This is a genomic window from Catellatospora sichuanensis, from assembly GCF_007483665.1.
Classification (GTDB): domain Bacteria; phylum Actinomycetota; class Actinomycetes; order Mycobacteriales; family Micromonosporaceae; genus Catellatospora; species Catellatospora sichuanensis.
Genome location: NZ_VIQO01000023.1, coordinates 91,983 through 116,627 on the forward strand (window position 1 = coordinate 91,983; position 24,645 = coordinate 116,627).

The window sequence follows — 24,645 nt, forward strand, 5'->3', positions numbered from 1 at the left end:
GAACCGCGAGGACGAGCAGGACCAGAGTCCACTCCGCCACGGCACCGATCCGTCGGCGGCGGACCGCCCGGTGATCGCCGACCATATCGGCGATTGCGGCGGCGAGGTGGCGGTGGTCCGATGGCGCGATGGAACCGTTCAGCGCGATCGCCATGCTGGCCGCCAAACATGGCATCGTCATCGTCCTCGGCGCGCTGGGCGGCGACGACAAACTCGCCGGCGTGGCGGGCGAGCTGTTCGCGTCACTGACGGCAACCGAGAACGGCATCGACCAGCGGCTGGCCGGCATCGAGGCGCAGCTGGCCGACCTGGACAAAAAGCACTACCAGATCGCGCTCGGCAACGGGACGCGGTACCTGTTCGAGGCGAATCTGGCCGGCGACCCTGCCCGCCGGGCCGCGGACCTTGAACTGGCCCGGCAGCAGTTCATCCAGGCCCTGTCCGCAGCCGGTGAGTCGTCGCCGCTACGGCGCGCCACGGCAGGCCGTTACCTGTTGCTGGTCTCCATCGCCACCGGGCGTACGGCGGCGGCCGCCGCTTCGCTGCCCGACGTGGAGGCGGCGCTGCTCGATGCGGCGCTGGTCGCCAGAGTGAACGAGTTCGAACCCGAACGGGAGGCCCAGCGGCTGGTGCGCAGCCAGGGTGCCGGCGGCCTGTTCGGCCGCGACGCCAAGCTGAATGCGGCACGCGCAGCGGTGCACGCCGAGGGCAGCGAGTCGATGCGGCTCATCGGCCGGATGCTGACCGAGATCTCGGTGCTGGCACCGGCGCTCGGCCTGCCGAGCCGGCTGAGCCCGATCCCCGCGGTCCGCTGGGACCTGCAGGTGCCGCATGACGGCGGCCGGATCGCCGGCATCGGCTGCCGGTTCGAGGTCAAGGACTGGCGGCACCGGGTCGGACCGCTGAAGACGCACGCCTATCCGATCTCTGCGGAGCTGACCTTCGAACCGCCCCTGCGCCGACCGGTCACCGTCCTGGTTCGCATGGCCAAAGGACCGCACCGAACGCAGCTCCTGGCCGCCGGCACGAGCCGGCTCGAAGTGCCGTTCGACGGCTACACCGACGAGCTCACCGAGCGAGCGCAGCGCATCGACATCTGCCCCGACGAGCAGGTCGGCGGGATGCTGACGTTCGCCCCGCAGTCCTTCCAGCCGTGGCAACCCGGCATGTGGCAGACGGGCACCTGAACGCGAGTCGCCGACCGGCTGGAAGCCGCCTCGACGCCGTGCCCATCGATCGGTGGTGCGGTCGGCGGCGGTCAGCGCAGCGTCGCAGTGAAGGAGCGGCCGAAGGCCTGGCGGGTGACGACGTCGATGCATGTGCCGCCTGGCACGGCGCTGACCCGCACCTCCTCGTCGGCCGACAGCGCCTGCATCCGCCGGCCGTGGATGACCAGCGAAATCGACTCCCGCTGCATCGTCGGGTCGGACACCGCGACCGAGGTGGTGCCGTCCCGCCCGGCCCGCATGATCACCGAGGCTGGGCCGCCGATCGCGAGACGTCCGGCGTGGTGGGTGCCGGTCGCGAAGACGTTCGCGGCGATCAGGCCCAGTCCCGTGTGTTTGACGGCCTGGACCGAGGTCGTGATGGCGAGGACGGAGACCGGTCCACGGGCGTACGACTCCAGTCGCCGTGCCGACGCGCCCGGGACCATCGCGTACGCCATCGAGGCGGATGGCGCGGCGGCGGGCTGCTCGACGAGGACCGCGAAGACCTTCTTGCTTACCTGCGTGTCGGGATTGGCCACGCGTACGCTGCGGCGGCTGCGGACCACGTCGTCGAGGGCGACGGTCGCCTGCTGCTCGTCGAGGAAGACGTATCCGACGGCGGTGCCCTGACTGCCGTTGGCGTAGCGCAACCAGGCCAGCCGAGCGGCGCCAGGGCCCGACCAAGCCGTGCCGTCACGCAGCGCGCCGGTGAGGTCGACGGCGTCCGACGGGGCGGCGATCCGGGTGTCGATCGTCGTCGTCACCGCCCGTCCCGCAGTGTCGCCCAGCCCGGCGGCGAGCACGACGATCTCGTCGTCGAGCATGAACCAGGACTTGGTCGCGTCGGCGTTGCGGTAGACGACGAAGTCGTCCGGCAGGAGCCCGGCCTGCTTCGCCGCGTACGCGGCATCGTCGGCCTGGACGAGCCCCACCGCGCCGTACGCGTCGAGGACGGCACCGCCGGAGTACGTGTTGGTGCCGCGGGGGAAGTAGACGTAGGTGTTCTGCGACTCGGAGGACGAGGTGAAGCCGAGTTGCGGATTGTCGTACCAGGCGGTGCCGTACAGCTCCGGGACGGTGCGCCGGTGCTCGACGGGCGCGGTCACGCCGCCGAGGCGGTAGGGCGAGACGGTGGTGTAGTAGTCGACGCCGTAGGCCTGGGTCTGGTCCTGCCCGGCCAGGTAGAGGTAGTGGGCGCCGTCGCCGTGGAACCAAGGCATGAGGTTCTCGCCGCTCATGTACTCGTACTTGCTGATCCTGCTGGAGCTGCGGGCGAGCGCGAAGGCGTAGCCGGGGCGGCGGTGGACCGTCTTGTCCATGGCGTTGAAGGCCACATGGCGTGCAGCGGGGTTGAGGTCGCGGGCCGGCACCGCGCTGTCGGCGAGGATGTCGGCGTAGCGGGCGATGCTGACGGGTGAGACGAAACCGGCCGGGTTGAGGGCCGACCGTGCGGACTCCACCACGTGCTTGACGTATCCCTTCAGCGCCGCCGCGTCGCCGCCGGTGGCGTAACCGGAGAGGTCGACGACGGCCTCGACGACCGCGGCCACGTCGGTGTACCCGGTGGTGGTCCGGGAGACCGCGCGCCCCTTGACGATCTCCATCATCCAGCCCTCGAAGATCAGCGGGGCGAAGCCGTCGACCACCCAGCCCTGCACGACACCGACCAGGTCGCCGCCCTGGGCGTAGCTCGTGCCGTCGAGGATCTTGACGGCCTGGACGACGCGGGTGAGCAGACCCTTGCCGTAGGAGCCGGTGTAGGCGACCGAGGCGTGCTGGAGGAAGGAACCGTCGGCGTAGTAGCCGTCGGTGACACCGTTCTGCAACCGGTACGGGTCGACCGTGGCGAAGACGGTGAGCTGGTCGGCGATGGCTTTGCTGATGCGGGCGTCGTCGCCGAGCACCGCGCCCTGGAGGATCCGGTTCGTCGTGATGTCGGCGAGGTTGGCGCCGGTATGGAAGCGCGAGCCGAGGTCGACGTCGCCGTGCCTGCCGTTGCGCAGGTAGGCGTCCATCGAGGCGACGTAGGCGGCGGCGAGACCGGGCCGGTACCCGGACATCTCGTCCATGAGCAGCACGAGCGTCTTGCTCACCGCGGCGGAGATGCCGATCTCCCAGTTGAACCAGTTGCCGTAGTAGCCCTTCGACTGGTCGCCGTAGTGGTTGTCGTGCAGCCACGCGAGAGCGTCGATGACTCGGCGTTGGACGCTCAGGTCGCCGCGCAGTCCGGACGGGGCACCGGGAACGCGGGTCGCCAGGGCGATCTCGTACAGGTACCGGAACGACGTCGTGAGGTTCGGGTCGCTGGTGCCGAGCGCGACCCCTTTGAACAGCTCGCCGGGCCCGGCCCCGTCCATCGCGGCGAGCCAGGTCCGGGCGGCCGACCCGATGGCGGTGAGCCTGGCGGTGACCTCGGCGCGCGTGTTGGACGCGGCGGTGCCCGCGAACATCGCGACGGTGTTGTCGATCAGCAGGGCCTGATCGGTGGCCGCCGCGGCGGTTCCGGCGCCGGGCGGGGTCGCGGCGCGGGCCCGAAGCGGTTGGGCCACGGCGAGGAGCGCAGCGGCGGGGATCATCGACAAGGCGCCGCGGCGGGAGATCTGCACAGGTGCTCCTAGTTCCGAACGCAAACGGATCTGCTGTCTGCGGCAGCCGGCGACGGGGTCTCCCCGCCGCCGGCGCCACGCTTGCTCGACCTCGTACGACCTGGCGCCGACGTCGAATGTCACCACTCGCGGTCAGGCTCGGGTGATCCGTACCGCATCGGCGATGACGTAGCCGGTGCCGGAGGTCCACCGGCTGACACCGACGACGTTGGCGTCGCCCGCGGCCAGGTTGAACACACCGAGCGAGACCCATCGGCCGCCGTTGACGCGCTGGTTCACCCGCACCGTCTGGTTTCCGCCGGTGGTGGCCACGATGTACGGCGTCGAGTCGTTGTAGCCGGCGTTGGCCGGGTACCAGACGGAGACGTCGTAGGCGGCGGTCTGCGGGATGTTCACCTTGTACCAGGCGGAGTCGCTGGCCAGCACCGGATCGGCGAACCGGTAGTCGGCACCGAACCGCTCGCTGGAGTAGGTCGAGGTGCCCCAGTTGGCGCTCGCCGTGAACCGGCCCGCGGTGGTGTTGTCCACCGTCGTGCTCCAGGCCTGCGCCGTGGAGACGAACCCGATGCCGTTCGGCACGGCGCGCTGCGCGCCGTCGGACGGGGTGTTGCGTACGGACACGGAGGTGGCGCCGGGCATGCGTGCCACCAGGGTGCTCGAACCGCCGCCGTCGAGGTTGATCGCATCGTCGGCGCCCAGCGACTTCATGTAGTTGGCCAGCTCCACATAGGTCATGCCGACGCTCGCGGTCGAGCGGCCGTCGACGACCACCAGCCACATCTTCAGGCCGTCGGCAGAGAAGCCCACCGCGGTGCGGGGGTTCTTCGGGTGCGAGACGGTGGTGACCACGCCGTCCTTGACCAGCACCAGGTTTCCGCCGATCGCGACCTGTGCAGCGCCGTCGCCGCCGCGCGGTGCATAGTTCACCGTGACCGTCTGGCCGACCGCGAGGCCGGCCAGAGCGTCGGCACCGGCGTTCACGCCGAGCACGACGACGGTCCCGTTGGCCACCTTGCCGCCCGGGGAGGTGCTCACCTTGGTCACCTTGCCGGCGGTGACCTCGATCTCGCGGGAGCGGGTGGCGCTGTCGAGGACCTGGCTGCGCGGCTGGTCGCCCCACAGCGGGTTGTAGACGCCGATGCCGTTCGCCGCGATGTTGGGCGAGTTGAAGTTCGTGGCGGTGAGTTTGGCGCCGCCGGGCAGGGTGACCGTCGCGTCGAGGAAGATCTGGGCCAGGCCGCCGCGGCTGGCCGCCCCGGCAGGGTAGAGCGCCGCCACGTCGTTCCAGCCCGAGGCCGGGCCGTTGAGCAGCGTGCCGTTGTCGAGGCCGATGCCACGGGGCGCCCCGGTCGCGCCGATGTCGAAGAAGTCGCCGTTGACGGCGGCTATCGCCCCGACCCGGTTGGCCTGGGTGGTCAAGGTGGCCGTCGCGCCGACGGTGCCGGGGTTGAGGTACTTGGGCTTGAGCGTCGGTTCGGCGAGGTCGGCGGTCAGGATGTTGACCTGGTTGGGACCGCTGATCGAGGTGTTGGTCAGGGTCAGGCCGGGTGCGAGGGAGGTGGTGGCAAGCGTGCCGAAGTCTGCCGCGGTGGCGACAGCGGCAGCGGGGGTGGGTAGCGCACCGGCGCCGGCGAAGGCGAGCAGTGCGGACAGCAGGACGGCAACGGCTGGTCGGCGCATGACGTCTCCCGGTCGGAGGGGTCGAGGTGGTGATGCGTCGCGCGTAGATAAGTGTCGCCCCGTTGTCCTTCGCTGGCAAGAATTTTCGTCCGGCGATGCGCCGCCGATGGCTGCGTGTCCTTCTTGGTCGGACGACCGCGCCGGGGATCACGGCTCGGGCATGTGCCGGTCACCGCACCGGCACGATCGCCGTCATCGCCGTGCGGGCCGGTGCCGGGCGGCGGCGCGAGCGGCGGATGAGCCATTCGGCCACCGCCAGGTTGATGAGCCATCCCGCGGCCATGGCGGTGAACCGGCCCAGCTCGTCCGGCGCGTCGCCCGCCAGCAGCCAGGGCAGGTGGGTGAAGGCCTGGGTGCCGGCGCCCAGCCCGATCGCATAGGCACGCATCATCCAGGCCCGGTGCGCGGTGAAGTCCCCCTGTCGTACGCGCACGAAGCCCAGCACGACGGCCAGCGCCATCGCGCCGCCGAACACCAGCCGCAGCAGCAGCACACCGAGGCCGTCGATGGGCGGCAGGTCGTAGGAGACCGCCATCCACATCCCCGTCAGCGCGGCGACCAGCCCGCACGGAATCAGCACCCGTCCGGCGGCACGGTGCCACCCCGGCCTGCGCCGGCGCAGCCGGGCATCGAACTGGAACGCGCCGAGCAAGCAGTACACGGTGGCGCCGATGATGTGCAGCACCACCGGCAGCGGTTGCGCGAAAAACCTGGCGTTGCCGTCGTCGATCGGCGCACCGGCGGCCAGCTCGGACACCCGGAAAGCGCCGGCCACGACCGGCACGAAGCTCAACGCGATCAGCGAGTACGGAACGAGGCGAGAACGTTTCATCACGTGCTCGATGGTGCGGCCACGCCGAGCGGCGTTCATCGTTCTTCAGGCTCGCAGCGGCGGCACCGGCTCATCCTTTGGTACTACGACCTGCCCGGCCCGTCTCGTACGCCCAGATCGCCGCTTCGACCCGGTTGCGGACACCCAGCTTCGTCATCAGGCTGCCCACGTGGGTCTTCACCGTGCTCAGGCTGATGAACAGGTCGGCGGCGATCTCCGTGTTGGTGCGCCCGGCGGCCAGCGCGCGCAGCACCTGCTCCTCCCGGTCGGTCAACGGCTCGACCGGCTGACGGGGCGCCGCCTGCGGATCCTGCCGGGCGAAGGCGTGCAACAGGCGCGTCGTCACGCTCGGCGCGATCAGCGCATCCCCTTTGGCGGCAGCATGGATCGCCTGGCTGAGCAGCGCCGGACCGGCATCCTTGAGCAGGAACCCGCGCGCACCCGCGCGTAGCGCCCCGTACACGTAATCGTCCAGATCGAACGTGGTGATGACGACGACGGCGAGCGGCCGGGCGACACCCGGGCCGGCCAGTCGTCGGGTCGCGGCGATCCCGTCCAGCACCGGCATCCGCACGTCGAGCAGGCACACATCGGGACGCAGCCGCTCGGCCAGCCGCACCGCCTCCAGGCCGTCGGCCGCCGTGGCGACCACCTCGAGGTCCGGCTGCGCGTCGACGATCATCGCCAGCCCTGTACGCACGATCTCCTGGTCGTCGGCGACCAGGACTCGGGTGCTCACCGGGCCGGCCCGGCCAGCGGCAACTCCACCGCCACGCTCCAGCCACCGGCCGGATCGGGCCCGGCCCCGAACACTCCGTCCAGCAGCCGTGCGCGCTCACTCATCCCGGTCAACCCGTACCCCCCACCGATGTCCTTCGCCGGCGCGCCGTCGTCGTCGACCCGCAGCCGCACCACATCGTCGCCCACGCTGACCCGCACCTGCACCCGGGTCGCCTGCCGCGCGTGCCGCAACGCGTTGGTCACCGACTCCTGCGCCATCCGGAACAGCGCACCGGCGACCGGCGCGGGCAGCGCCGCCAGGTCACCGTCCACGTGCACGTCGACCGGCAGACCCGCGCCCGCGGGACGGGCCAGCCACCGCAGATCGGCGGCGGTCGGGGCCGGAGCGTACTCGGCCGGTTCGTCCTGCCGCAGCACCCGCACCATGGCGCGCATCTCCGCCAGCGCCCGGGACGCTTCGGCCTCGATCACCCGCAGCGCCTCTGTCGCCGCCTCGGGCCTGGTCGGCGCGGCCGCCAAACCGGCCTGGGCCCGGACGGCGATCGCCGACACGTGGTGGGCGACGGTGTCGTGCAGGTCCCGGGCCAGCCGCTCCCGCTCCACCAGGCGCACCTGCTCCAGCTCGCGCCCCCGGGCCCGCACGCGGTAGCGCCGGGCCAGACCGCTCGCGGCCACCGCCGATACCACCGCGAGCGCCCCCACCGAGTCCGCGGCACCGGTGGTGCCGGCCCAGGCCGACAGCGCCATGCACCCGGACATCACCGCGGCGCCGAGCACGATCTCGCTGCCCGAACCCCACCGCGTCAGCGCGTACGGCAGCAGCAGCAGGTAGACCATGGTGTAGGTGTCGGGCACCGCGTCCCCCGCGAGCAGCGGGATCAGCGCGCCGACCCCGAAGGAGAGCAGCACCATCGGCAGCGGGCGCTCGCGTCGCCACAGCAGCGTCGCCGCAAAACCGGCAGACAGCAGCAGCGAAGCCGTCGGCAGCCCGGGCCGGAGCAAGCCCTCCACCGCGGTCAGCGCGAGGACGACACCGACGAGCAGGTGGTCTCGCCGGCCGCGGCGCGGGATCGGCACCGGGCGCCGCTCACGCCAAAAAGACAGTCCACGCACGACCCGATGGTACGAGCCGGCGCGGCTCGGCAGATCAGCCCAAAGTACGCCCCGAATATCCGGTTGTGCCCGAAACCCGACAACGCACGAAGCGAACGTGACCTGCCGCGCTAAGCCGGCTCCCACAGCAGCAGCTGGCGATGGTGGCTGAAGCCGTTGCGCAGGTAGAAGTCCACCGCCCGGCGGCCGGAGTGGACGGAGACGTGCAGCAGGTTCCGGGTCCGGGCCTCGTCAAGGATCGCGGCCACCAACGCGCCGCCGATGCCGCGGTTGCGGTACGCCTCGCGCACCTCGACGGCCTGGACGTCGCCGTACCGCCGGTCGAGCGCGTTGTTGCCGGGCACCCGTTCCGCGACGAGCAGCCAGGCGACGCCGACCACGTACCCGTCGATCTCGGCCACGAACGGCAGATGCGTCTCGGCGTGGGCGGCGACCCAGTCGGCGTACGCCGGGAAGTTTTCCGGCTCGATACCGCGCAGCTCGGCGAGCGCCGCCACGTCCGCCACGCCGGCCTTCCGCACGATCATCCGCCGGAGTCTACGGCCTGAACGGAAAATGATGAGTGAGCGGCCGCGTTGATGGCTCCGTCCTGGTCCGGAGTGGGGTGGGTGCGGTTCCTGCGTCATCGGGGCTGGTTTTGCCTGCGCGTGTGCGCGGGCCAGAGCCTCACCGTGCGTGGGGACCTTGGCCACCGACCCGGATACTTGCCCGGCCGGTCGTGGAGGTCTTGCAGCGCATGCGAAACGACAGGGGCGCGCCTTTCTCGCACTTGATCCTCGGGAGGGCGTCAGCCCGCCAGGTTGAGGTCGACCAGGAGCGCGTCGGCGAGGCTGGACTCGACGTCGTCGGACCGCTGCGGGCGCGACGACGGAAGCACGAACTTGTAGCCGACCTGGCGCACCGTGCCGATCATCGCTTCGTACTCGGAGCCGAGCTTGGCGCGCAGGCGCCGCACGTGCACGTCGACGGTGCGGGTGCCGCCGAAGTAGTCGTAGCCCCACACCTCGCGCAGCAGCTGGTCGCGGGTGAAGACCCGGCCCGGGTGCTGGGCCAGGAACTTCAGCAGCTCGAACTCCTTGTAGGTGAGATCGAGATGCCGTCCCTTGAGCTTCGCCGCGTACGTGTCGGGGTCGATGGTCAGCTCGCCACCACGGATCACACCACCGGCAGCCGCGGTCGCAGAGTGGAGGCGGCCGGTCGACATGCGCAGGCGGGCCTCGACCTCGGCCGGACCGGCGGTGGCCAGGATGACGTCGTCGACGCCCCAGTCGGCGTTGACGGCGACCAGGCCGGCCTCGGTGACCACGGCGATCAGCGGCACGCCGATGCCCGTCGTGTGCAGCATCCGGCAGGTGGCCCGGGCCTCGGAGAGTTCGGAGCGCGCGTCGACCAGGACCGCGTCCGGGCTCGGGGCCGACACCAGGGTGCGCACATCGCGGGGAGCGGTGCGCACGGTGTGCGGAAGCAGGTCTATCGCAGGGAGCACAGCGGATGGTTCACCGGCACGTGCGGTCACCAGCAGCAGGATGTCCACGGGTCGCCTCCGTCATTCGCGGTTCGTGCCGAACGGGCGACCGCTGCGCGCACCGGCAAAGGCCGATGTCGCAGGGGATGCGGTGCCACGTCGGTCCCGGCGTCACTGACGGGTGATTAAGGCATGAGCATAGTCGAGGACACGGCAAAGGCCAGCGATTGATTTCTTTGTCACTACTGTCTTTGCGCTGGTATTCCTGGCAGTTTTCCGGCATGTTTCCCCGTTTCGAACGGCCACACCGGCCGCCTACCGGTACGCACCTGCTCACCTGACGCCAGGCGACGGCATCACCGATTTGCGCGCTGCTATCCGACGATCAGCTGACCTTGCGTTGATCGCATGTTCGTGCGAACCTCGTCATGTGAGTACGCGCAGGGTGACCGCCGATGTGAAGACCGTGCTGGCAGCTGTACCGAATCCGCCTGTTGTCTCCAGCAGCGACGCGGTGTTGGCCGCGTTGGCGGACGCGCACGGCCGCCGCATGCGGGCCGAGGAGGAGATCCGGCTGCTGCTGGCCTACGGCCGCCAGTTCGTGTATCCGCACCCGTACACGTTCGGCGAGCTGGCGTCGGCGGCGGGGATGTCGGTGTCAGGGGTGCGTACCGCGTACGGACAGCAGGACGTCGACAAGGTGGCGGCGGCGACCGGCCTGGAGCCGGTGCCCTCGGACGGGGAGGAAAGTTGACGTGGAGGCGGCCAACGTCGGCGTGCAGGGTGACGACCCGAGCAGTGCGGTCGTCGCCGTGTCCGGCGAAGTCGATCTAGCGGTCCGCGACGACCTGCTGGACACCCTGCACGCGACGATCCATACGCCAGGGGTCACGAAAGTCGTCGTCGACCTCTCCCAGGTCTCCTTCCTGGACTCGACCGGCCTGCATGTCCTGCTCACCGCCCGCGCCTCGGCGCTCGGTTCGGGCATCGACTTCACCGTCGCCGGAGCCACCGGCATCGTCCAGCGGGTGCTGACGATCACCGGGGTGCTGAAGCTGCTGACCGGTGAAATGGACACGGACCCGGCAACACCTGGCCCGTGAACCGGCCGCGTCCGCCGGCTGAGAGTTCGAGCCGCAAGTCGGCGGAGAAACGGTTGAGGTTGCTGATTCGATGAACGCCGTGCGGCCGGCCACGGTGCTCGCCGAAAGTGACGGCACGCCATCCGCGGCCGCCGGGTCCGGGGCACAACGCGATCGGCATGGCCCCGCCTCCGACGTTTATGCCGTTCCTGACCTGGAAAAGATCAGGATGTTGGCGGCAGACGAGCGGAGGACGGCATGAGCATCAACGACGACGACCTGACGACGACGGGCACACCCGGCACCGAGGGCCCGGATGACGCCGGAGCGGGCGAGAAGGTCGACCCGAGCGAGCAGGACGGCGGCGCTGACGGCGGCGCCGACCTCGAAGGCCCCCTGGACGCCGGCGCCGACGACGCGGTCGACTCGGCTGAGCACGACGGCGGAGCCGACGGCAGTGCCTGATCGGTTCGACCACGGCGCAGCGCCCGGCCCTGACGGGTCGGCGCTGCGCCGCTGCGTCGGCGACCCGGCGGAATTCGAACGCGTCCACTGGGGCGTACGGCCGCTGCTGCGCCGCGCGGGCCGCCACGACGACCTGCTCGACCTCACCGCCGTCGATGAACTGCTGAGCGAACGCGGCCTGCGCACACCGTTCCTGCGAATCGCCGACGCCGGCACCGTGGTGCCCGCACGGACCTTCACCGGCGGGGCAGGGCTGGGCGCCGAGGTGACCGACCAGATCCGCGACGACAGGGTGCTCGAACAGCTCGCCGACGGCGCCACGCTGATCTTTCAGGGGTTGCACCGGATCTGGCCGCCGCTGCAGTCCTTCTGCCTCGACCTGGCCCGCGAGCTGGGCTGCGCGGTGCAGGCCAACGCCTACCTGACCCCCGCCGGAAACCAGGGCTTCGCCACCCACTACGACACCCATGACGTGTTCGTGTTGCAGGTCGCAGGCGTCAAACACTGGCAGGTGCACGAGCCCGTTCATCCCGACCCGCTGGAACGCCAGCCCTGGGGCGGCCGCGCCGACGAGGTCGCCGCGCAGGCCATCGGGGCCCCGTACCTCGACCATGTGCTCGACGAAGGCGACGTGCTGTACCTGCCCCGCGGCTGGCTGCACGCCGCGTCCGCCGTCGACCGCACCAGCCTGCACATCACCCTGGGGCTGCGCCGGCCCACCCGCTACAGCATCGTCGAGGCGCTGCTCGGCCTCGCCGCCGAAGACCCGCAGCTGCGCGCCGGCCTGCCCCTGGGCCTGGACCTGACCGACCCGGCCGCCCTGGCACCCCACCTGGCCGCCACGGTGCAGGCGCTGCAGGACGCCGTCGTCAAGGCCGACGCCGACGACGTCGCCCGCCGCCTACGACCCGGCCAGTGGACCGCCCACCGACCGGGCCCGATCCGGCCTGTGGCACAGGCCGCGTTCGCCGACACGCTCACCCTCGACAGTCGCGTACAGCCACGCCCCGGCCTGCACCTGGCCCTCGGGCAGGGGCAGGTGGAGCTCGCCGATCGGACCGTCGGCTACCCGCCCGAATGCGACCAGGCCGTGCGGGCGCTGCTCGCCGGTCCCGCGGTACGCGTCGGGGAGCTGCCCGGCCTCGACGAGCAGTCCCAGCTCGTGCTCGTGCGGCGCCTTCTGCGCGAAGCCGTCGTGACCCCCGCCTGAACCCGCCCGCAGTCCCGAGGAGTCGGCCCAGTGCTGCGGTGTTTCTTCGTCGACTACATCGATACGGCCGGTATGGTCTGGTCTCACCTTGCCGCGGCGGGTGAGCCCGGCCGGCAGAGGGCACGGCTGCCTGTGGCGTGAGGAGGACTCGCATGACGGCTGTTGACGACGGGGTGGACCTGGAGCAGGTGGCGGCGCTGTTGCGCCACCGGCACGAACAGACCATCGAGCAGATCCGTGTGCAAGCGGCCGAGTCGCACAACCTGCGGCAGGCTGCACGGCATGAGCCCGGCGACGTGGCCGACGCCGGTTCGTTGATCAGCGACACCGCCCAACGTGACATCGTCACGGCCGCGCTGACCGAACAGGCCGAGCGCCTGTCGGCGGCGCTGGACCGGCTGCAAGACGGCTCGTTCGGGATCTGCGGCAAGTGCGGGCAGCAGATCCCGCTCGCCCGGATGGAGATCATGCCGTGGGCCACCCACTGCATCGCCTGCCAGCAGCGCGCCGAAAGGGGCCGCTGACCTGGTGCGAGATGGTGTCTCAGGCGGCCGGAGCAGGACTGCGCAGGGCTATCTCGTCGAAGAAGCGGTAGATCGCACCGATGACCTCGTCGTAGCCGTCGATGTCCTGCGGCTTGACGACGTAGGCGTTGGCGTGCGAGCCGTAGCTGGCCTGCACGTCGTCGGGGTTGCTGGAAGTGCTGAACACCACGACGGGGATGGTCGACAGCCGCTGATCGTTCTTCACCGCGGACAGGACCGTATGCCCGCTGACGCGGGGCAGGTTGAGGTCGAGCAGCACGAGGTCGGGTCGAGGCGAGGAAGCGTCCTGCAGGAATGTCAGGGCCTGGTCGCCGTCCTCGACGTGGAAGATGCTCTCGGCCAGGCCGAACGTGTCGAGGGCGTCGGCCACCAGCAATGCGTCGCCGGCGTCGTCTTCCACCAGGAGGATCCGCAACGGGGAGCGGTCCGGCACCGGAAGCCTCCTAGCCAAAGCAGCCCGCTGGACGGGCCGTCGGCGAACCCTATCAACCAGGTGCGGCTGACGCGACGGCGCAGGCCACAGGGCCAGACGCGGGGTGTCCTCGATCAGGCCCCGGCCTCGGCCTGAAGGCGCTGCTCCAACCGCTCCTGCTCGTGCAGCGGCTGCTGTTCGGCGGCGATGAGCTCGTCGCGGGCTCCGCTGGTGGCCCGCACCAGTTCGTCGAGTTTGAGCAGCACCGCCCGCGACTCCCGGCCGGCGGCGTGCTGCACGAAGAACACCATGATGAACGTGAAAACCCCGGTCACCGCGTGCAGCACGCCGATCCACCGATCCGTGAACCCGCCCACGACGCCGCCGAACAGCCACAGCCCGGCGAGGAGCACCGCTGCGACGGCGGCCCATGCGGATCCGGCGAACTCCACGACCCACCGGGTCGCCGCAGAGATCGTGCTACGGGCGCGTACCTGTTCCTGCTGCACAACTCGCTCCTGGGTGCCAACGGGTTCGATCGGGCTACTGCTCGCCGGAACCAGCGGCGAGTCTCGCCGCGGACTGGATCTGCCTGGCGTTCGCGGCGACCGCGCAAGGGGCCGGCTCACCACAGCCTCCGCAGGCCGGATCGTCTGCCGAAGCGGGCTGATGGACCCGGAGGAGTTCGGTGGCAGTACTCACGACCACGCTGTCGGCATCGAACAGATACACGGGGCTCCCCCTTCGATACGGCACCGGTTCAACGAGCGTCTGTGGACCGTGGATATCCGCGTGCGTCATCGCCAAACGTGTTCCGCACGGCCACCTTGAAGAGATCGGTCCCGGCGCAGCGAGCGGTCAGGCGGCCGCGGTCATCGGCGACCCCTGCCGGACCAGCCGGTTCCGGATGGCCAGCACCACGTCGGTGGACGTGTCCCACCCGGTCTCTGCCCAAATGCCACGCTCGGCGGCACGCAGCCGGTAGGCGGCTTCCCGCTCCGCTGACGGCAATACCCGGTTCGATGTCACGGTCTGCACGGTCGGACCCCCCATTGTCGGCATGCGAGGGGCGCGGGCACCGCAGCGAAGCAGCCCAGAGAGCGCATACGCGAACCGCCCCCACTGAATGTGGCGTCGCCTTGAACCACGCCCACGGTGCGGCATCGACGTTGGTGCCCGGCGCGAGACAGGTACGCCCCTCAGCTGCCGTATTGCCGTAACGGCCACGGGATAAGCATCGATTATGTTCACTCATGCCGAGGTGCTCAGGATGCCGCGCCCGTGCTGCGCGAACGGCTCGGCCGAGGCGGGCAGGACTTCTGCCACCTGCGGCGAAAGCCGGGGCGTGCGGGTGTCGACGTATGCTGGCCGCCGGCGAAGGGAGCGCGGATGATCCGGGTGTTGCTGGCCGAGGACGTACGCGTGCTGCGGGAGGCGCTGGCTGAGCTGCTGGGCTTCGAGGACGACATCGAGGTGGTCGCGGCCGTCGAGCGGGGCGATGAGGTCGTCCCGGCCGCGTTGCGGCACCGGCCGGATGTGGCCGTGGTCGACATCGAGATGCCGGGCCTGGACGGACTCGACGCCGCGGCACGGCTGCGACGCGAGCTGCCCACCTGCCGGACGTTGGTGTTGACCGGGGTGGGACGACCGGCCAACCTGCGCCGTGCCGTGGACGCGCAGGTGGCCGGATTCATGCTCAAGGATTCCGGGCCGCGCGAGGTGGTCGACGCGATCCGCGCCGTGGCCGCCGGCGGGCGGGTCATCGATCCACACCTGGCCTACGCGACGCTCGGCTCCGGCGGCAGCCCGCTCACCGAGCGGGAGACCGACGTGCTGCGACTCACCGCCGCGGGCGCGACGCCGCGCGAGGTCGCTGCGAAGCTGTTCCTCACCTACGGCACGGTCCGCAACTACCTGGCTTCAGCGGTGACCAAACTCGACGCCAGGAACCGGGTCGACGCGATCAGGATCGCGGCCGAGGCGGGCTGGGTGTAGCCGAGCCTCGACAGGCCGCAGTGGAACGTGTGCGGTGAGCACGAATCCGTCGCCGTCGGGCTCGGCGTCCAGTCGTCCGCCCGCGGCGGCGAGCCGTGCACCCAGGTTGACCAAGCCGGTTCCGGCACCGACCGTGCGGCCGGGGTTGCCGTCATCGGCGACTCGCAGCCGTGCCGCCTCATCCCGTACGGTCAGCGTGATCCTGCAGGTGCCTGCGGTGGCGTGGCGGACGACGTTGGTGACCGCCTCCCGTACCACCGTGGCCAGCAGCGTGTCGATGTCGGCCGGCAGGGCGACGGCACTGACCACGACCTCGGTCCGGATCCCCGACGCGTCGAGGAGCGAGCAGACGGCACGGAGCTCCTCGGCGAAACGCAGTTCCGAGGTGCCTGAGACCGCCGCCTGGATGTCCGCGAGCCCGCGCAGGGCAAGTGCGGCCAGCTCATCGAACTCGCGTCGGGCACGGGCGGGGTCGGTGTCGACGAGCCGCGTGATCAGCTCGCACTTCAGGCTGATCCCCGTGATGCTCAACCCCAGCAGGTCGTGGACGTCCCGGGTGACCCGCAGCCGCTCCCGGACCACCGCCAGCCGGGCCAGTCCTTCCCTGGCCTCCGCGAGTTCGCGTGCCACTTCCGGCAGGCGGCAGAAGGCGTACACCTGGATCAGTGCCCCGGCCAGGCCGGCCACCAGGTAGACGTGGTCTCCGAACGTCGCACCCGGCCGCAGGACCAGCAGCAACTCGGCCGTCACGATCACCAGGACGCCGAACGACCACGGCGGACGCCATCGGTAAAGCACCGCACCGGCCGCCAACGTGATCGTGGGAGCGAAGTGCGGGCCGCTCACCGCGACCGCCGTCGTCAGGATCACCAGGTGCAGGGGCAGGGTCCACCGCCAACGGCGGGCCGGGTGACCGGTCACCTGTGGCGCACCGTGATACATCTGCAGGACCGCGGACACGGCCAGCGTCAGCAGCACGAGCACCCAACCGGCGAAGCTCGGCTGAACGTAGAACGCGAAGTTGACCAGCACCAGCAGAGCGCAGTTGACGGTCGTCGCCAGGGTGAAGGACCATGCCAGCCGCGGCGAGATCGTGGTGGTCGGGGACGAGACGGCGTCCGGATCGGTCTGCCCGCCGGATGGTTGCCGCCGCGTGTCGATGATCGACCGTGCGGTGTGCGCGGCTCGCCGGGCGGTCGCCGCGATCTCGGACAGCCTTGCCCGTGCCTGCTCGCCGTCCAGGCCGAGCCGGCTCAGCCGGACCACCGAGGACAGGTCCGTGCCCAGCGTGACACGCAGACGTTCGGCGTTGTCGAAACGTTCCTCGGCCACCGCGAGCGCTGCGTGAGCGGCTCGTTCGGCTGCCACGCGGCGGGTCAGGTCGGTCAACAACATCACGCCGAACAGGTTCGACCCGACGAGCACATCGATGACCAGCCTGCCGACCAGGGCGAACCCGTCCGCGCCCGCCTCGCCGAACACCGCGCTCAGGCCGACGTCGAGCGCGATCAGAAGTGCGGCCGTCAGCCAGGAGATCCTGCGCGGCATGGTGAACAGCACCGAGGCGACGACCGCGCCCGCGACCGGCCCCCACACCTCACCCATCAGGAGGTACGGACCGAAGGCCAGCGCTGCCTGCCCGGCCATCACCCAGGGCATCGCCCGAGACGACGGTCTCCGCGATCCGATGAGCAACACCGTCGCCGCGAGCCCGCCGACCGCTCCCACGGCGATGACGCCTGACAGCGGGCTGATCCCCGAAGGCCCGTAGTCGCCGGAGAAGACGAACCCGCTACGAGCCACGAACCAGGCGGCGAGTGTGGTGATCAGCAACGCCTGGGCCATGTGGGCGCGTCGCCCCACTGCGCCTCCGTGACCTCGATGAAGTGCATATTGCACAGTGTCGACCTGCACCTGTCAACGTGATGGGCGGCACTGTGCGAGGGCGGTCGGTGCGCTCCTGCACTGCCGCCGCCGCCAGGCACGACGCAGGATCGGATCATGACGGACAACACCGGGATCCGGCCGTACCGGATCGACATTCCTGAAGCCGACCTCGCCGACCTACGTGCCCGACTGGACCGGACGAGGTGGACCGACCCCGCGCCCGGGGCCGGCTACGGGGTGGGCCTGGACCAGGTGCGCCGGCTCGTGGAGCACTGGCGGTCCGCCTACGACTGGCGTGCCCAGGAAGCGCGAATCAACCAGCATCCCCAGTTCACCACCACCATCGACGGGCAGAACATCCACTTCCTGCACGTGCGGTCGCCGGAACCGGCGGCGATGCCGCTGATCCTCACCCATGGCTGGCCCGGATCAGTCGTGGAGTTCCTGGACCTGGTCGGCCCGCTCACCGATCCGGTCGCGCACGGCGGCGATGCGGCTGACGCGTTCCACCTGGTGATCCCGTCCCTGCCGGGTTTCGGCTTCTCCGGCCCGGCCGCCGACACCGGCTGGGGCACCGTACGCACGGCCGCGGCCTGGTCGGAGCTGATGTCGCGCCTGGGATACGAACGCTACGGAGCGCACGGCAACGACGCCGGCTCGATGATCTCGCCACGGCTGGCCACCCACGCCGGTGACCGAGTCGTCGGGGTACACGTCATGCAGGTGTTCTCCTTCCCCTCCGGGGACGCTGCCGAATTCGCCGGCATGTCCGAGCAGGACATGGCCCAGATGCAGCAGCTGCAGTGGTTCATGGCGGCCAAGTTCTCGTTCAACCAGCTTCACTCGCAGCAGCCGCAGACCCTCGCCCACGCGCTGGCCGACTCACCGGCCGGCCTGCTCGGCTGGAACCTGCAGCTGATGGACGACGAAGCGATGGGCGGCCGGCGCCTCGACGACGACTTCGTGGTTACCAACGCCGCCATCTACTGGCTCACCAACACCGCCGGTTCGTCGATCCGCTTCTACCACGAGGACGCCAACGCCGCCCACGCGCCAGCCGAGCCGAGCACGTTCCCCCTGGGTGTGGCCGGTTTCGGGGGCGACTTCACGGGGGTCCGCCGCTTCGCCGACCGCGACCACAAGAACATCACGCAGTGGCACCTGTACGACGCTCCCGGCGGACACTATGCCGCCCACCTGGAGCCGGAGCTGGTGACCTCCGACATTCGGGGCTTCTTCCGCGCCCTCCGCTGAGTTTCGGATCCGGCATCAGCGGCGGTCGGCTGCGCCCGATGACGTCGGCTTCCGTGGTCGAGGCCACAACCGTGCCGTCGGTCAAGTTCGGTGGGCTTCGGCCACGGGCCGCAGTCAGCAAGCGATGGGCGGACACGGCAAGAACGGCGACACCACACCGGCCGCGAGCTGCGCAGCAGTCTGATCGGACGAGGGCGGGGGATTGCCGACCATGGCCGGCAATCCCCCGCCCTGCTGCGGCCGCATCAGGACGCCGGTAGCGGCACCCTGCGCCCGCGAACCGTATTACCATAAGGCAATCAAGCGGTAATAGGCCATGAATAGGTTAAATACGGGCAACAAGTATCATTCTTGCCGCCCGCGCTACACAGCGGCCGGGTAGGCCGCGCTCGTCGCACCCAGGGCGCACAGACCCTGCGGTCTCACCCGTCAACGGTAAGGGGACACCCATGCCCGCCAAGAGCAAGAAATCAGCGATCCGGCCGTTCACGGTGGAGATACCGCAATCCCAGCTGGACGACCTGCGTGCGCGTATCGAGGCCATGCGCTGGCCCGAGAAGGAGACCGTCGACGACCTGACGCAGGGCGTGCAGCTCGCGACGATGCAGTCGCTCGCGAAGCACTGGGCGACGGCGTACGACTGGCGCAAGTGCGAGGCACGACTGAACTCGTACCCGAACTTCATCACCGAGATCGACGGGCTCGACATCCACTTCATCCACGTCCGTTCCCCGCACGAGAACGCCCTGCCGCTCATCGTCACGCACGGGTGGCCGGGATCTGTCGTCGAGCAGCTGAAGATCATCGATCCGCTGACCGACCCCACCAAACACGGCGGCAAGGCCGAGGACGCCTTCCACCTGGTGATCCCGTCGATGCCCGGCTACGGCTTCTCGGGCACGCCGAAGACCACCGGCTGGGATCCCGACCACATCGGACGAGCCTGGGTGGAGCTGATGAAACGGCTCGGCTACACCGAGTTCGCGGCGCAGGGCGGCGACTGGGGCGCGCTCATCGTCGACATGATGGGCGTGCAGGCGGCCCCGGAACTGCTCGGCATCCACACCAACATGGCCGGCGCGGTGCCGCCCGAGATCGACAAGGCGGCGCTGGCCGGAGCAGAAGCGCCGGCCGGTCTCTCGCAGGAGGAACGCCACGCCTTCGACCAGCTCGCCTTCTTCTACGGCAAGGGCCTGGCCTATGCGCAGGAGATGGGCAACCGCCCGCAGACGCTGTACGGCATCGCGGACTCACCCGTCGGCCTGGCCGCCTGGATCCTCGACCACGACGCCCGCAGCACCGAGCTGATCGCGCGTGTCTTCCAGGGCAAGAAGGAGGGCCTGACCCGCGACGACGTGCTGGACAACATCACGCTCTACTGGCTGACCAACACGGCGATCTCCGCATCCCGCCTGTACTGGGAGAACAAGTTCGCCTTCTTCGCACCGAAGGGCGTCGGCGTGCCCGTGGCCGTGAGCGCCTACCCGGATGAGATCTACTCGGCGCCGCGCAGCTGGGTCGAGCGGGCGTACCCCAACCTCGTCCACTACAACAAGCTCGACAAGGGCGGGCACTTCGCGGCCTGGGAGCAGCCGAAGTCGTTCACCGAAGAGCTGCGGGCAGGCCTGCGCCCACTGCGCCATTGAGATCGGGCACCGCCTTGGCGGCGGTCAGACCAGGTTGACCAACTTGTATCCGGCGTTGCGGCATCTGCGGATGAGGACCAGCTCGCCGGACACGGTCAGCTGCTGCATCGAGCCGAACTCGCTGAACTTCGTGAAGGTCGACGCCGCCACGGCCGCGTCGGAAAGATCGGTCAGCGCCACCTTCACCTCGGCGTCGGCGACCCGGTCGGAGGCCTCGGCGAACTTCGCCGCCACGGCGAGGAACGTCGGCTCCAGCGCCTCCAGCTCCTTGGCCACCGTCGCCTTGTCGCCCCGCTTCTCCGCCTCGAAGCCGCGCTGAATGTGCTGCTGCGTCTGCGTGTTCAGAGTGGCGTACAGGCCGTCGGCAGCCTCGCAGGCGGCCGGGACGCTCGCGAGCACATCCGACGCGGCGCTGCTCGCCGGGACGACAGAGGGCCCGGCCTGCGGCTCGGCCGCGTCACTGCACGCGACGACACCCGTCATGACGACGGCCAGCAGCACGGATACGGCGGTACGGCGCATTCGGAGAGCTCCTCGACGGTTCACGCTGGGGCGGCGCCGTCCGCACAATGTGGAGGGCGCCCCGCCGCACCCTAGTTGATCGTGGCGAGCGGCAGCAACGTGATCCGCCCCGCCACCTCAATGGCCACGCATTCCTGCCTCAGCGAGCGCCACGGCACGCCTGCCACATGCCGCGGGTCATCTCGTACTCGACTTCGCCCAGGTCCGCGCCCGGGAGCGGGTCGTCCCAGACCGGAAAGTACGTGCGAACGTGCCGCATGCCGATGGCCTCCATCACGCCTCGGGACCCGGTGTTCACTGCCATGGTCTGCGCGATCACCCGGCTCTGCCCGACGGTGTCGAAGGCGTGCCGCAGCAGGACGCGGGATGCCTCGCTGGCCAGACCTTTCCGCCAGTGCCGACGGACGAGGCGGTAACCCAGGTCTGTGACGGTCGGGTCGTCAGGTTGGTCCGGACCGTGCGCCGGCGGGAGCATCATCAGCCCGATGAAATCGCCATCGTCCTCACCTGCGGGTGGCGTCGAGTCAAGCGCGCCGCCGTCAGACGCGAACGCCATCCAGAAGCCCAAGCCGTCCACCTTGCGTCCCAAGGCCATCCGCTGCGAATGAGATGCGACCACCTCGTCCCGGGATCGCGCCCGGCCGCTGATGTACCGAAGCACCTCCGGATCGGAATCGAGTTGGACTTCCAGCTCCAGATGCCGGTCCGCAAGCGGGACCAGCAGCAGGCGATCAGTCCGCAAGATCGGTTGAGGCATTCCGCAACGATCACATAATGGCGCCGATGGCGCTATCCGATTTTGTCGCAGGTCACACGCACTTCCCATGGTCATGGGCTGGTTCTTGGTTCGTCAGGGGTTACCCCTCGCCGCAACCTACCCGTCGGTTGACGACCGGGTAGGCAACGTGGCGGACACACAAGTAAAGCACCACCGAAATCTGGCCCTCCTAGCGTCCGGACCCAAGATCCCCAACCTCGGGAGGCGTCCCCCCCGCCTCCCGGACGTCCCTGGAGGTTCACCCCTTGGGCCAGACACGCCGTGACTTCCTCCGCCAGATCGGCATCACCGGCGGCGCAGGAGTCATGTTCCACACCATGGGAGCCCTCGGGCTCACCACGGCGGCCAACGCTGCCGAGACCCCGCCGTTCACCCCACTCACGAGGGACGCCCTGCGAAGCCGGGGCGACAAGTCCGTCATCGTCATGGGCGGCGGCATCGCCGGCATGACCGCTGCGTACGAGCTGCTCAAGGGCGGCTATTCGGTCACCGTGCTCGAGGGCCGCGACCGGCCCGGCGGTCGCAACTGGACCGTCCGGCGCGGCACCACCTTCACCGACCTCAAAGGACAGACCCAGACCGCCGGCTTCTCCAAGGGCCAGTACATGAACGCCGGCCCGGGGCGCATCCCGCAGATGCACGTGACGCTGGACTACTGCAAGGAACTCGGCGTCCCGATCGAGGTCTTCACCAACCAGAACGCCGACGCGTTCCTCTACCGCGAGAACGTCCCCGGCGCGCTCAACGGCGTCCCCGTCCGGCAACGTGCCGTGAAGGCCGACGCCTACGGCTACACCGCCGAGCTGCTGGCCAAGGCGACCAGCCAGGGCGCCCTCGACGCGGAGCTGACCGCCGCGGACAAGGAGGCCCTGATCTCCTACCTGCGCAGCTTCGGCGCCATCAACTCCGCCAACGAGTACGTCGGCGGCGGCCGCCGCGGCTACGCCCCCGAGCCCGGCGCCCATCTCGAGGCCGGCACCCCGCTCCCGCAGTACGAGCTGTCCGACCTGTTCCGCTCCACCCTGGGCAACTACTTCTCCTTCGAGATGGGCTTCGACCAGGCGATGATGATGTACCAGCCCATCGGCGGCATGGATCGCATCGCGTACGCCTTCGCCGAGGCCATCGGTGCCCGCCGCTTCCGTTACAACGCCGAGGTCCTGGCGTACCAGAACACCACAGACGGCGTCGCGGTCACCTACACGACCGCCGGCGGCCCGAAGACCATCACCGCCGACTTCGCCATCAACGCGATGCCGCCCCACATCGCCGCGAAGATCCCCAGCAACATGCCCGCCGAGGTCGTCACGGCGCTGGGCTCGGTCAGCAAGACCAACGCCGGCAAAATCGGCATCGAGTACGACCGCCGCTGGTGGGAGGAGGACTTCCGCATCTACGGCGGCATCACCAACGCCAACACCAACATCGGCAACATGTGGCACCCGTCGTACGGCTACCACGGCAAGACCGGCACGATGATCGGCTACTACAACACCGGCGCCAACGCGAACTTCTACGGCGCCCTGACCCCGGCGCAGCGGCTCACCGAGGCGGTGGCACAGGGCAAGAAGATCTTCGGTGACGTCTACGGCGAGGGCATCACCACGTCGTTCAGCCAGGACTGGGCGTCGGCGAAGTTCTCCGAAGGTGCCTGGGTCAGCTGGCCCAGCGCGGTCGGCGGCCAGACCGGGGCCGGCTACCGCAGCCTCCTGCAGGCCTCCGGCAACGTCTACTTCGCCGGCGACCACCTCAGCCACGCCATCGCCTGGCAGCACGGCGCCATCACCTCGGCCCGCGCCACCGTCGAGCAGATCCACGAGAGGGTGACCGCCTGATGCGCATGCTCCACCACCTCGGTGGCCGCACCAAGATCGTCCTGGCCGTCGCCCTGACCGCCGGCCTGGTCGCGCCGACGACCGCGGTCGCCGCCGGCCTGTTCCCACCCCGACCGGGCACCACGGTCTCGGTGCTGCCGGCCGGGCAGGACAACCCGTCGATCGCCGACGGCGTGGCCATCGGCCGCGGCACCGCGATCTACAAGACCAGCGGCCTCGGCCCCGGCGGTCTCAACACCGCCGCCGCGGCAGGCACCGAGGCCCGCTACATCGACCCCGTCGACCTGGTCGACGGCCAGCTGCCGCCGGGCGTGACGATCACCGAGGCGCAGGGCCTCAACGTCCTGCGTCGCATCGGGGAGAACCTCGCCAGGGCCGGTCTCTCCTACGACGACGTCATCACGATGCGCGTCTTCCTCCAGAACCCCGCCGGCCAGGAGAAGATGGACTTCGCCGGCTGGAATCGTGCGTACCGGCAGTTCTTCGCCAACACCAGCCTCGCCACCGGCGAGCCGGTCAACGTGCCGCTCGGCTCGGCCGCACCCGCCCCGCCGATGGTGGCCAACCCGGCCAGGCCGTCGCGGTTCGCGCTCGAGATCGAGAACCTGCCGGTCAACGGCTGGCTGGTCGAGGTCGAGGTCGACGCGGCCTACCCGGCCAAGAACGAGTAGCGCCTGACACCGTCGCCCACCTCGCCCTCATGGTCAACCGGCGAGGTGGGCGATCCTATGATCGAAAGAGCCGGGTCGGGTCAGGCCCGCGGCGCGAAGGGGTCCTCCGGCGGAAAGCAGCCGTAGTCCTGTAACGGCATGGGCTCGTCCACCACGATCTGCTGAAGCCAGCCGGCGGGAGAAAGCCCGTCCGGACGGTCCACCACGCGGATACCGGGCAGCGGCGCACCGCGGCCTGCCTCGGGATCCATCGAGCTGCCGATGGCGTCGCCGGCGAGCTGCCCGTCTCGGTCCAGCAGCGCGTGAACTGCATCGTAGACGTCGACGATCGCGGCGGCGGCCTGCTCCTCGGTCAGCTCGGGCTCGGCCTCTCGCAGCGCTTGGCGCGCGGCTGCCAGAAACCGTTCAGGGTCGACGATGACCACGTCACGCCGGGACCGGACGCTGACCGTCATACCCGCTCTCAGTGCCACCGGATGCATGGCACCAATATTGCGGCACTGTCGCGCTCACCTGGCATGAGGTCGCAGGATCGTGCGACGAGGCAGATGGGGCGCGCCTGGAGTCAAGCTCCCAGCCGGTGGGCTGACCTACAGTCGGTGGCTGGCGGTCGACATTCAACCGAGCGCCGCCGAGTGTGTCTAATATGTCACTCCCATGACGAGCTTCCCGGCAGCGGCCCTCCGCGTACGCGACGA

25 protein-coding genes are annotated in these 24,645 nt (G+C 70.0%); 11 read left to right on the forward strand and 14 right to left on the reverse strand.

Annotation, left to right across the window (positions count from 1 at the left end; all coding sequences use genetic code 11):
• Positions 1 to 128: 128 nt before the first annotated feature.
• Complete coding sequence (locus FLL47_RS28585; protein ID WP_144124199.1) at positions 129 to 1,187, forward strand: hypothetical protein; 1,059 nt, start codon at positions 129 to 131, stop codon at positions 1,185 to 1,187.
• Positions 1,188 to 1,258: 71 nt separating this feature from the next.
• On the opposite strand, the gene FLL47_RS28590 is transcribed toward FLL47_RS28585, so the two are convergent.
• From FLL47_RS28590 to FLL47_RS28620, 7 genes are all read right to left on the reverse strand, one after another.
• A complete protein-coding gene (locus FLL47_RS28590; RefSeq protein WP_144124201.1) occupies positions 1,259 to 3,814 on the reverse strand; it encodes a polysaccharide lyase family 8 super-sandwich domain-containing protein in 2,556 nt (851 codons plus the stop codon).
• Between the two features lie 132 nt (positions 3,815 to 3,946).
• Positions 3,947 to 5,494 (reverse strand): golvesin C-terminal-like domain-containing protein, encoded by a 1,548-nt coding sequence (locus tag FLL47_RS28595; RefSeq protein WP_144124203.1) that lies wholly within the window; start codon positions 5,492 to 5,494, stop codon positions 3,947 to 3,949.
• A 169-nt stretch (positions 5,495 to 5,663) separates the two neighbouring features.
• The gene (locus FLL47_RS28600) at positions 5,664 to 6,326 is read right to left on the reverse strand and encodes a DUF2306 domain-containing protein (protein ID WP_144124205.1); all 663 of its coding nucleotides are present in this window, start codon (positions 6,324 to 6,326) and stop codon (positions 5,664 to 5,666) included.
• Between the two features lie 70 nt (positions 6,327 to 6,396).
• Complete coding sequence (locus tag FLL47_RS28605) at positions 6,397 to 7,065, reverse strand: response regulator (protein WP_144124207.1); 669 nt, start codon at positions 7,063 to 7,065, stop codon at positions 6,397 to 6,399.
• A complete protein-coding gene (locus FLL47_RS28610) occupies positions 7,062 to 8,180 on the reverse strand; it encodes a sensor histidine kinase (RefSeq protein ID WP_222106244.1) in 1,119 nt (372 codons plus the stop codon). The genes FLL47_RS28605 and FLL47_RS28610 overlap by 4 nt, the downstream gene beginning before the upstream one ends.
• 110 nt (positions 8,181 to 8,290) lie before the next feature.
• Positions 8,291 to 8,707 carry a GNAT family N-acetyltransferase gene (locus tag FLL47_RS28615; RefSeq protein ID WP_144124209.1) on the reverse strand — a complete coding sequence of 139 codons (417 nt, stop codon included), beginning with the start codon at positions 8,705 to 8,707 and terminating at the stop codon, positions 8,291 to 8,293.
• 260 nt (positions 8,708 to 8,967) lie between these two features.
• Positions 8,968 to 9,714, reverse strand: coding sequence for a winged helix-turn-helix transcriptional regulator (locus FLL47_RS28620; protein WP_246158775.1), 747 nt, complete (start codon positions 9,712 to 9,714; stop codon positions 8,968 to 8,970).
• A 361-nt stretch (positions 9,715 to 10,075) separates the two neighbouring features.
• On the opposite strand from FLL47_RS28620, the gene FLL47_RS28625 reads away from it, so the two are divergent.
• The 5 genes from FLL47_RS28625 to FLL47_RS28645 all read left to right on the forward strand — a co-directional run bounded on the left by FLL47_RS28625 (position 10,076) and on the right by FLL47_RS28645 (position 12,926).
• On the forward strand, positions 10,076 to 10,399 hold the full coding sequence (locus FLL47_RS28625; protein WP_246158778.1) for a hypothetical protein: 324 nt from the start codon (positions 10,076 to 10,078) through the stop codon (positions 10,397 to 10,399).
• A 1-nt stretch (position 10,400) separates the two neighbouring features.
• Positions 10,401 to 10,748: an STAS domain-containing protein gene (locus tag FLL47_RS28630; RefSeq protein WP_246158780.1), complete on the forward strand. Its 348-nt coding sequence runs from the start codon at positions 10,401 to 10,403 to the stop codon at positions 10,746 to 10,748.
• 237 nt (positions 10,749 to 10,985) lie between these two features.
• Positions 10,986 to 11,192: a hypothetical protein gene (locus FLL47_RS28635; RefSeq protein WP_144124213.1), complete on the forward strand. Its 207-nt coding sequence runs from the start codon at positions 10,986 to 10,988 to the stop codon at positions 11,190 to 11,192.
• Positions 11,185 to 12,402: a cupin domain-containing protein gene (locus tag FLL47_RS28640; RefSeq protein ID WP_144124215.1), complete on the forward strand. Its 1,218-nt coding sequence runs from the start codon at positions 11,185 to 11,187 to the stop codon at positions 12,400 to 12,402. Before FLL47_RS28635 ends, FLL47_RS28640 begins: the two co-directional genes overlap by 8 nt.
• 152 nt (positions 12,403 to 12,554) lie before the next feature.
• Positions 12,555 to 12,926, forward strand: coding sequence for a TraR/DksA family transcriptional regulator (locus tag FLL47_RS28645; RefSeq protein WP_144124217.1), 372 nt, complete (start codon positions 12,555 to 12,557; stop codon positions 12,924 to 12,926).
• Between the two features lie 19 nt (positions 12,927 to 12,945).
• Here the strand turns inward: FLL47_RS28645 and FLL47_RS28650 are convergent, their stop codons facing one another.
• From FLL47_RS28650 to FLL47_RS43150, 3 genes are all read right to left on the reverse strand, one after another.
• Positions 12,946 to 13,380, reverse strand: coding sequence for a response regulator (locus FLL47_RS28650; RefSeq protein ID WP_144124219.1), 435 nt, complete (start codon positions 13,378 to 13,380; stop codon positions 12,946 to 12,948).
• Between the two features lie 113 nt (positions 13,381 to 13,493).
• Positions 13,494 to 13,868, reverse strand: a complete 375-nt coding sequence (locus FLL47_RS28655; RefSeq protein ID WP_186315958.1) for a low affinity iron permease family protein — start codon at positions 13,866 to 13,868, stop codon at positions 13,494 to 13,496.
• Between the two features lie 349 nt (positions 13,869 to 14,217).
• Positions 14,218 to 14,388: a hypothetical protein gene (locus tag FLL47_RS43150; protein ID WP_186315959.1), complete on the reverse strand. Its 171-nt coding sequence runs from the start codon at positions 14,386 to 14,388 to the stop codon at positions 14,218 to 14,220.
• Positions 14,389 to 14,748: 360 nt separating this feature from the next.
• Between FLL47_RS43150 and FLL47_RS28660 the strand changes: the two genes are divergently transcribed.
• Positions 14,749 to 15,354, forward strand: coding sequence for a response regulator transcription factor (locus FLL47_RS28660; protein WP_144124223.1), 606 nt, complete (start codon positions 14,749 to 14,751; stop codon positions 15,352 to 15,354).
• Here the strand turns inward: FLL47_RS28660 and FLL47_RS28665 are convergent.
• Entirely contained in the window at positions 15,280 to 17,217 is a 1,938-nt protein-coding gene (locus FLL47_RS28665; RefSeq protein ID WP_144124225.1) for a sensor histidine kinase, read from the reverse strand. The genes FLL47_RS28660 and FLL47_RS28665 overlap by 75 nt on opposite strands.
• Before the next feature lie 138 nt (positions 17,218 to 17,355).
• Between FLL47_RS28665 and FLL47_RS28670 the strand changes: the two genes are divergently transcribed.
• The gene (locus FLL47_RS28670) at positions 17,356 to 18,495 is read left to right on the forward strand and encodes an epoxide hydrolase family protein (RefSeq protein WP_144124227.1); all 1,140 of its coding nucleotides are present in this window, start codon (positions 17,356 to 17,358) and stop codon (positions 18,493 to 18,495) included.
• Positions 18,496 to 18,944: 449 nt separating this feature from the next.
• A complete protein-coding gene (locus FLL47_RS28675) occupies positions 18,945 to 20,141 on the forward strand; it encodes an epoxide hydrolase family protein (protein ID WP_144124229.1) in 1,197 nt (398 codons plus the stop codon).
• A gap of 24 nt (positions 20,142 to 20,165) precedes the next feature.
• Here FLL47_RS28675 and FLL47_RS28680 read toward each other — a convergent pair whose 3' ends face one another.
• On the reverse strand, positions 20,166 to 20,663 hold the full coding sequence (locus FLL47_RS28680) for a hypothetical protein (protein ID WP_144124231.1): 498 nt from the start codon (positions 20,661 to 20,663) through the stop codon (positions 20,166 to 20,168).
• 139 nt (positions 20,664 to 20,802) lie between these two features.
• Positions 20,803 to 21,420 (reverse strand): GNAT family N-acetyltransferase, encoded by a 618-nt coding sequence (locus FLL47_RS28685; RefSeq protein ID WP_144124233.1) that lies wholly within the window; start codon positions 21,418 to 21,420, stop codon positions 20,803 to 20,805.
• Between the two features lie 266 nt (positions 21,421 to 21,686).
• Here FLL47_RS28685 and FLL47_RS28690 point away from each other — a divergent pair, with 266 nt between their 5' ends.
• Both FLL47_RS28690 and FLL47_RS28695 read left to right on the forward strand, forming a co-directional pair.
• On the forward strand, positions 21,687 to 23,276 hold the full coding sequence (locus FLL47_RS28690; protein ID WP_246158782.1) for a flavin monoamine oxidase family protein: 1,590 nt from the start codon (positions 21,687 to 21,689) through the stop codon (positions 23,274 to 23,276).
• Positions 23,276 to 23,947 carry a Rid family hydrolase gene (locus FLL47_RS28695; RefSeq protein ID WP_222106246.1) on the forward strand — a complete coding sequence of 224 codons (672 nt, stop codon included), beginning with the start codon at positions 23,276 to 23,278 and terminating at the stop codon, positions 23,945 to 23,947. Before FLL47_RS28690 ends, FLL47_RS28695 begins: the two co-directional genes overlap by 1 nt.
• Before the next feature lie 80 nt (positions 23,948 to 24,027).
• On the opposite strand, the gene FLL47_RS28700 is transcribed toward FLL47_RS28695, so the two are convergent.
• On the reverse strand, positions 24,028 to 24,402 hold the full coding sequence (locus FLL47_RS28700) for a hypothetical protein (protein ID WP_144124235.1): 375 nt from the start codon (positions 24,400 to 24,402) through the stop codon (positions 24,028 to 24,030).
• Positions 24,403 to 24,645: the final 243 nt, after the last annotated feature.

Bases quoted from the DNA above. Each gene is read 5' to 3' on its own strand.
- FLL47_RS28685 (WP_144124233.1), bottom strand. From the start codon at position 21,420: ATGCCTCAACCGATCTTGCGGACTGATCGCCTGCTGCTGGTCCCGCTT.
- FLL47_RS28695 (WP_222106246.1), top strand. From the start codon at position 23,276: ATGCGCATGCTCCACCACCTCGGTGGCCGCACCAAGATCGTCCTGGCC.
- FLL47_RS28615 (WP_144124209.1), bottom strand. From the start codon at position 8,707: ATGATCGTGCGGAAGGCCGGCGTGGCGGACGTGGCGGCGCTCGCCGAG.
- FLL47_RS28595 (WP_144124203.1), bottom strand. From the start codon at position 5,494: ATGCGCCGACCAGCCGTTGCCGTCCTGCTGTCCGCACTGCTCGCCTTC.
- FLL47_RS28680 (WP_144124231.1), bottom strand. From the start codon at position 20,663: ATGCGCCGTACCGCCGTATCCGTGCTGCTGGCCGTCGTCATGACGGGT.
- FLL47_RS28600 (WP_144124205.1), bottom strand. From the start codon at position 6,326: ATGAAACGTTCTCGCCTCGTTCCGTACTCGCTGATCGCGTTGAGCTTC.
- FLL47_RS28645 (WP_144124217.1), top strand. From the start codon at position 12,555: ATGACGGCTGTTGACGACGGGGTGGACCTGGAGCAGGTGGCGGCGCTG.
- FLL47_RS28660 (WP_144124223.1), top strand. From the start codon at position 14,749: ATGATCCGGGTGTTGCTGGCCGAGGACGTACGCGTGCTGCGGGAGGCG.
- FLL47_RS28670 (WP_144124227.1), top strand. From the start codon at position 17,356: ATGACGGACAACACCGGGATCCGGCCGTACCGGATCGACATTCCTGAA.
- FLL47_RS28585 (WP_144124199.1), top strand. From the start codon at position 129: ATGGAACCGTTCAGCGCGATCGCCATGCTGGCCGCCAAACATGGCATC.
- FLL47_RS28635 (WP_144124213.1), top strand. From the start codon at position 10,986: ATGAGCATCAACGACGACGACCTGACGACGACGGGCACACCCGGCACC.
- FLL47_RS28675 (WP_144124229.1), top strand. From the start codon at position 18,945: ATGCCCGCCAAGAGCAAGAAATCAGCGATCCGGCCGTTCACGGTGGAG.
- FLL47_RS28700 (WP_144124235.1), bottom strand. From the start codon at position 24,402: ATGACGGTCAGCGTCCGGTCCCGGCGTGACGTGGTCATCGTCGACCCT.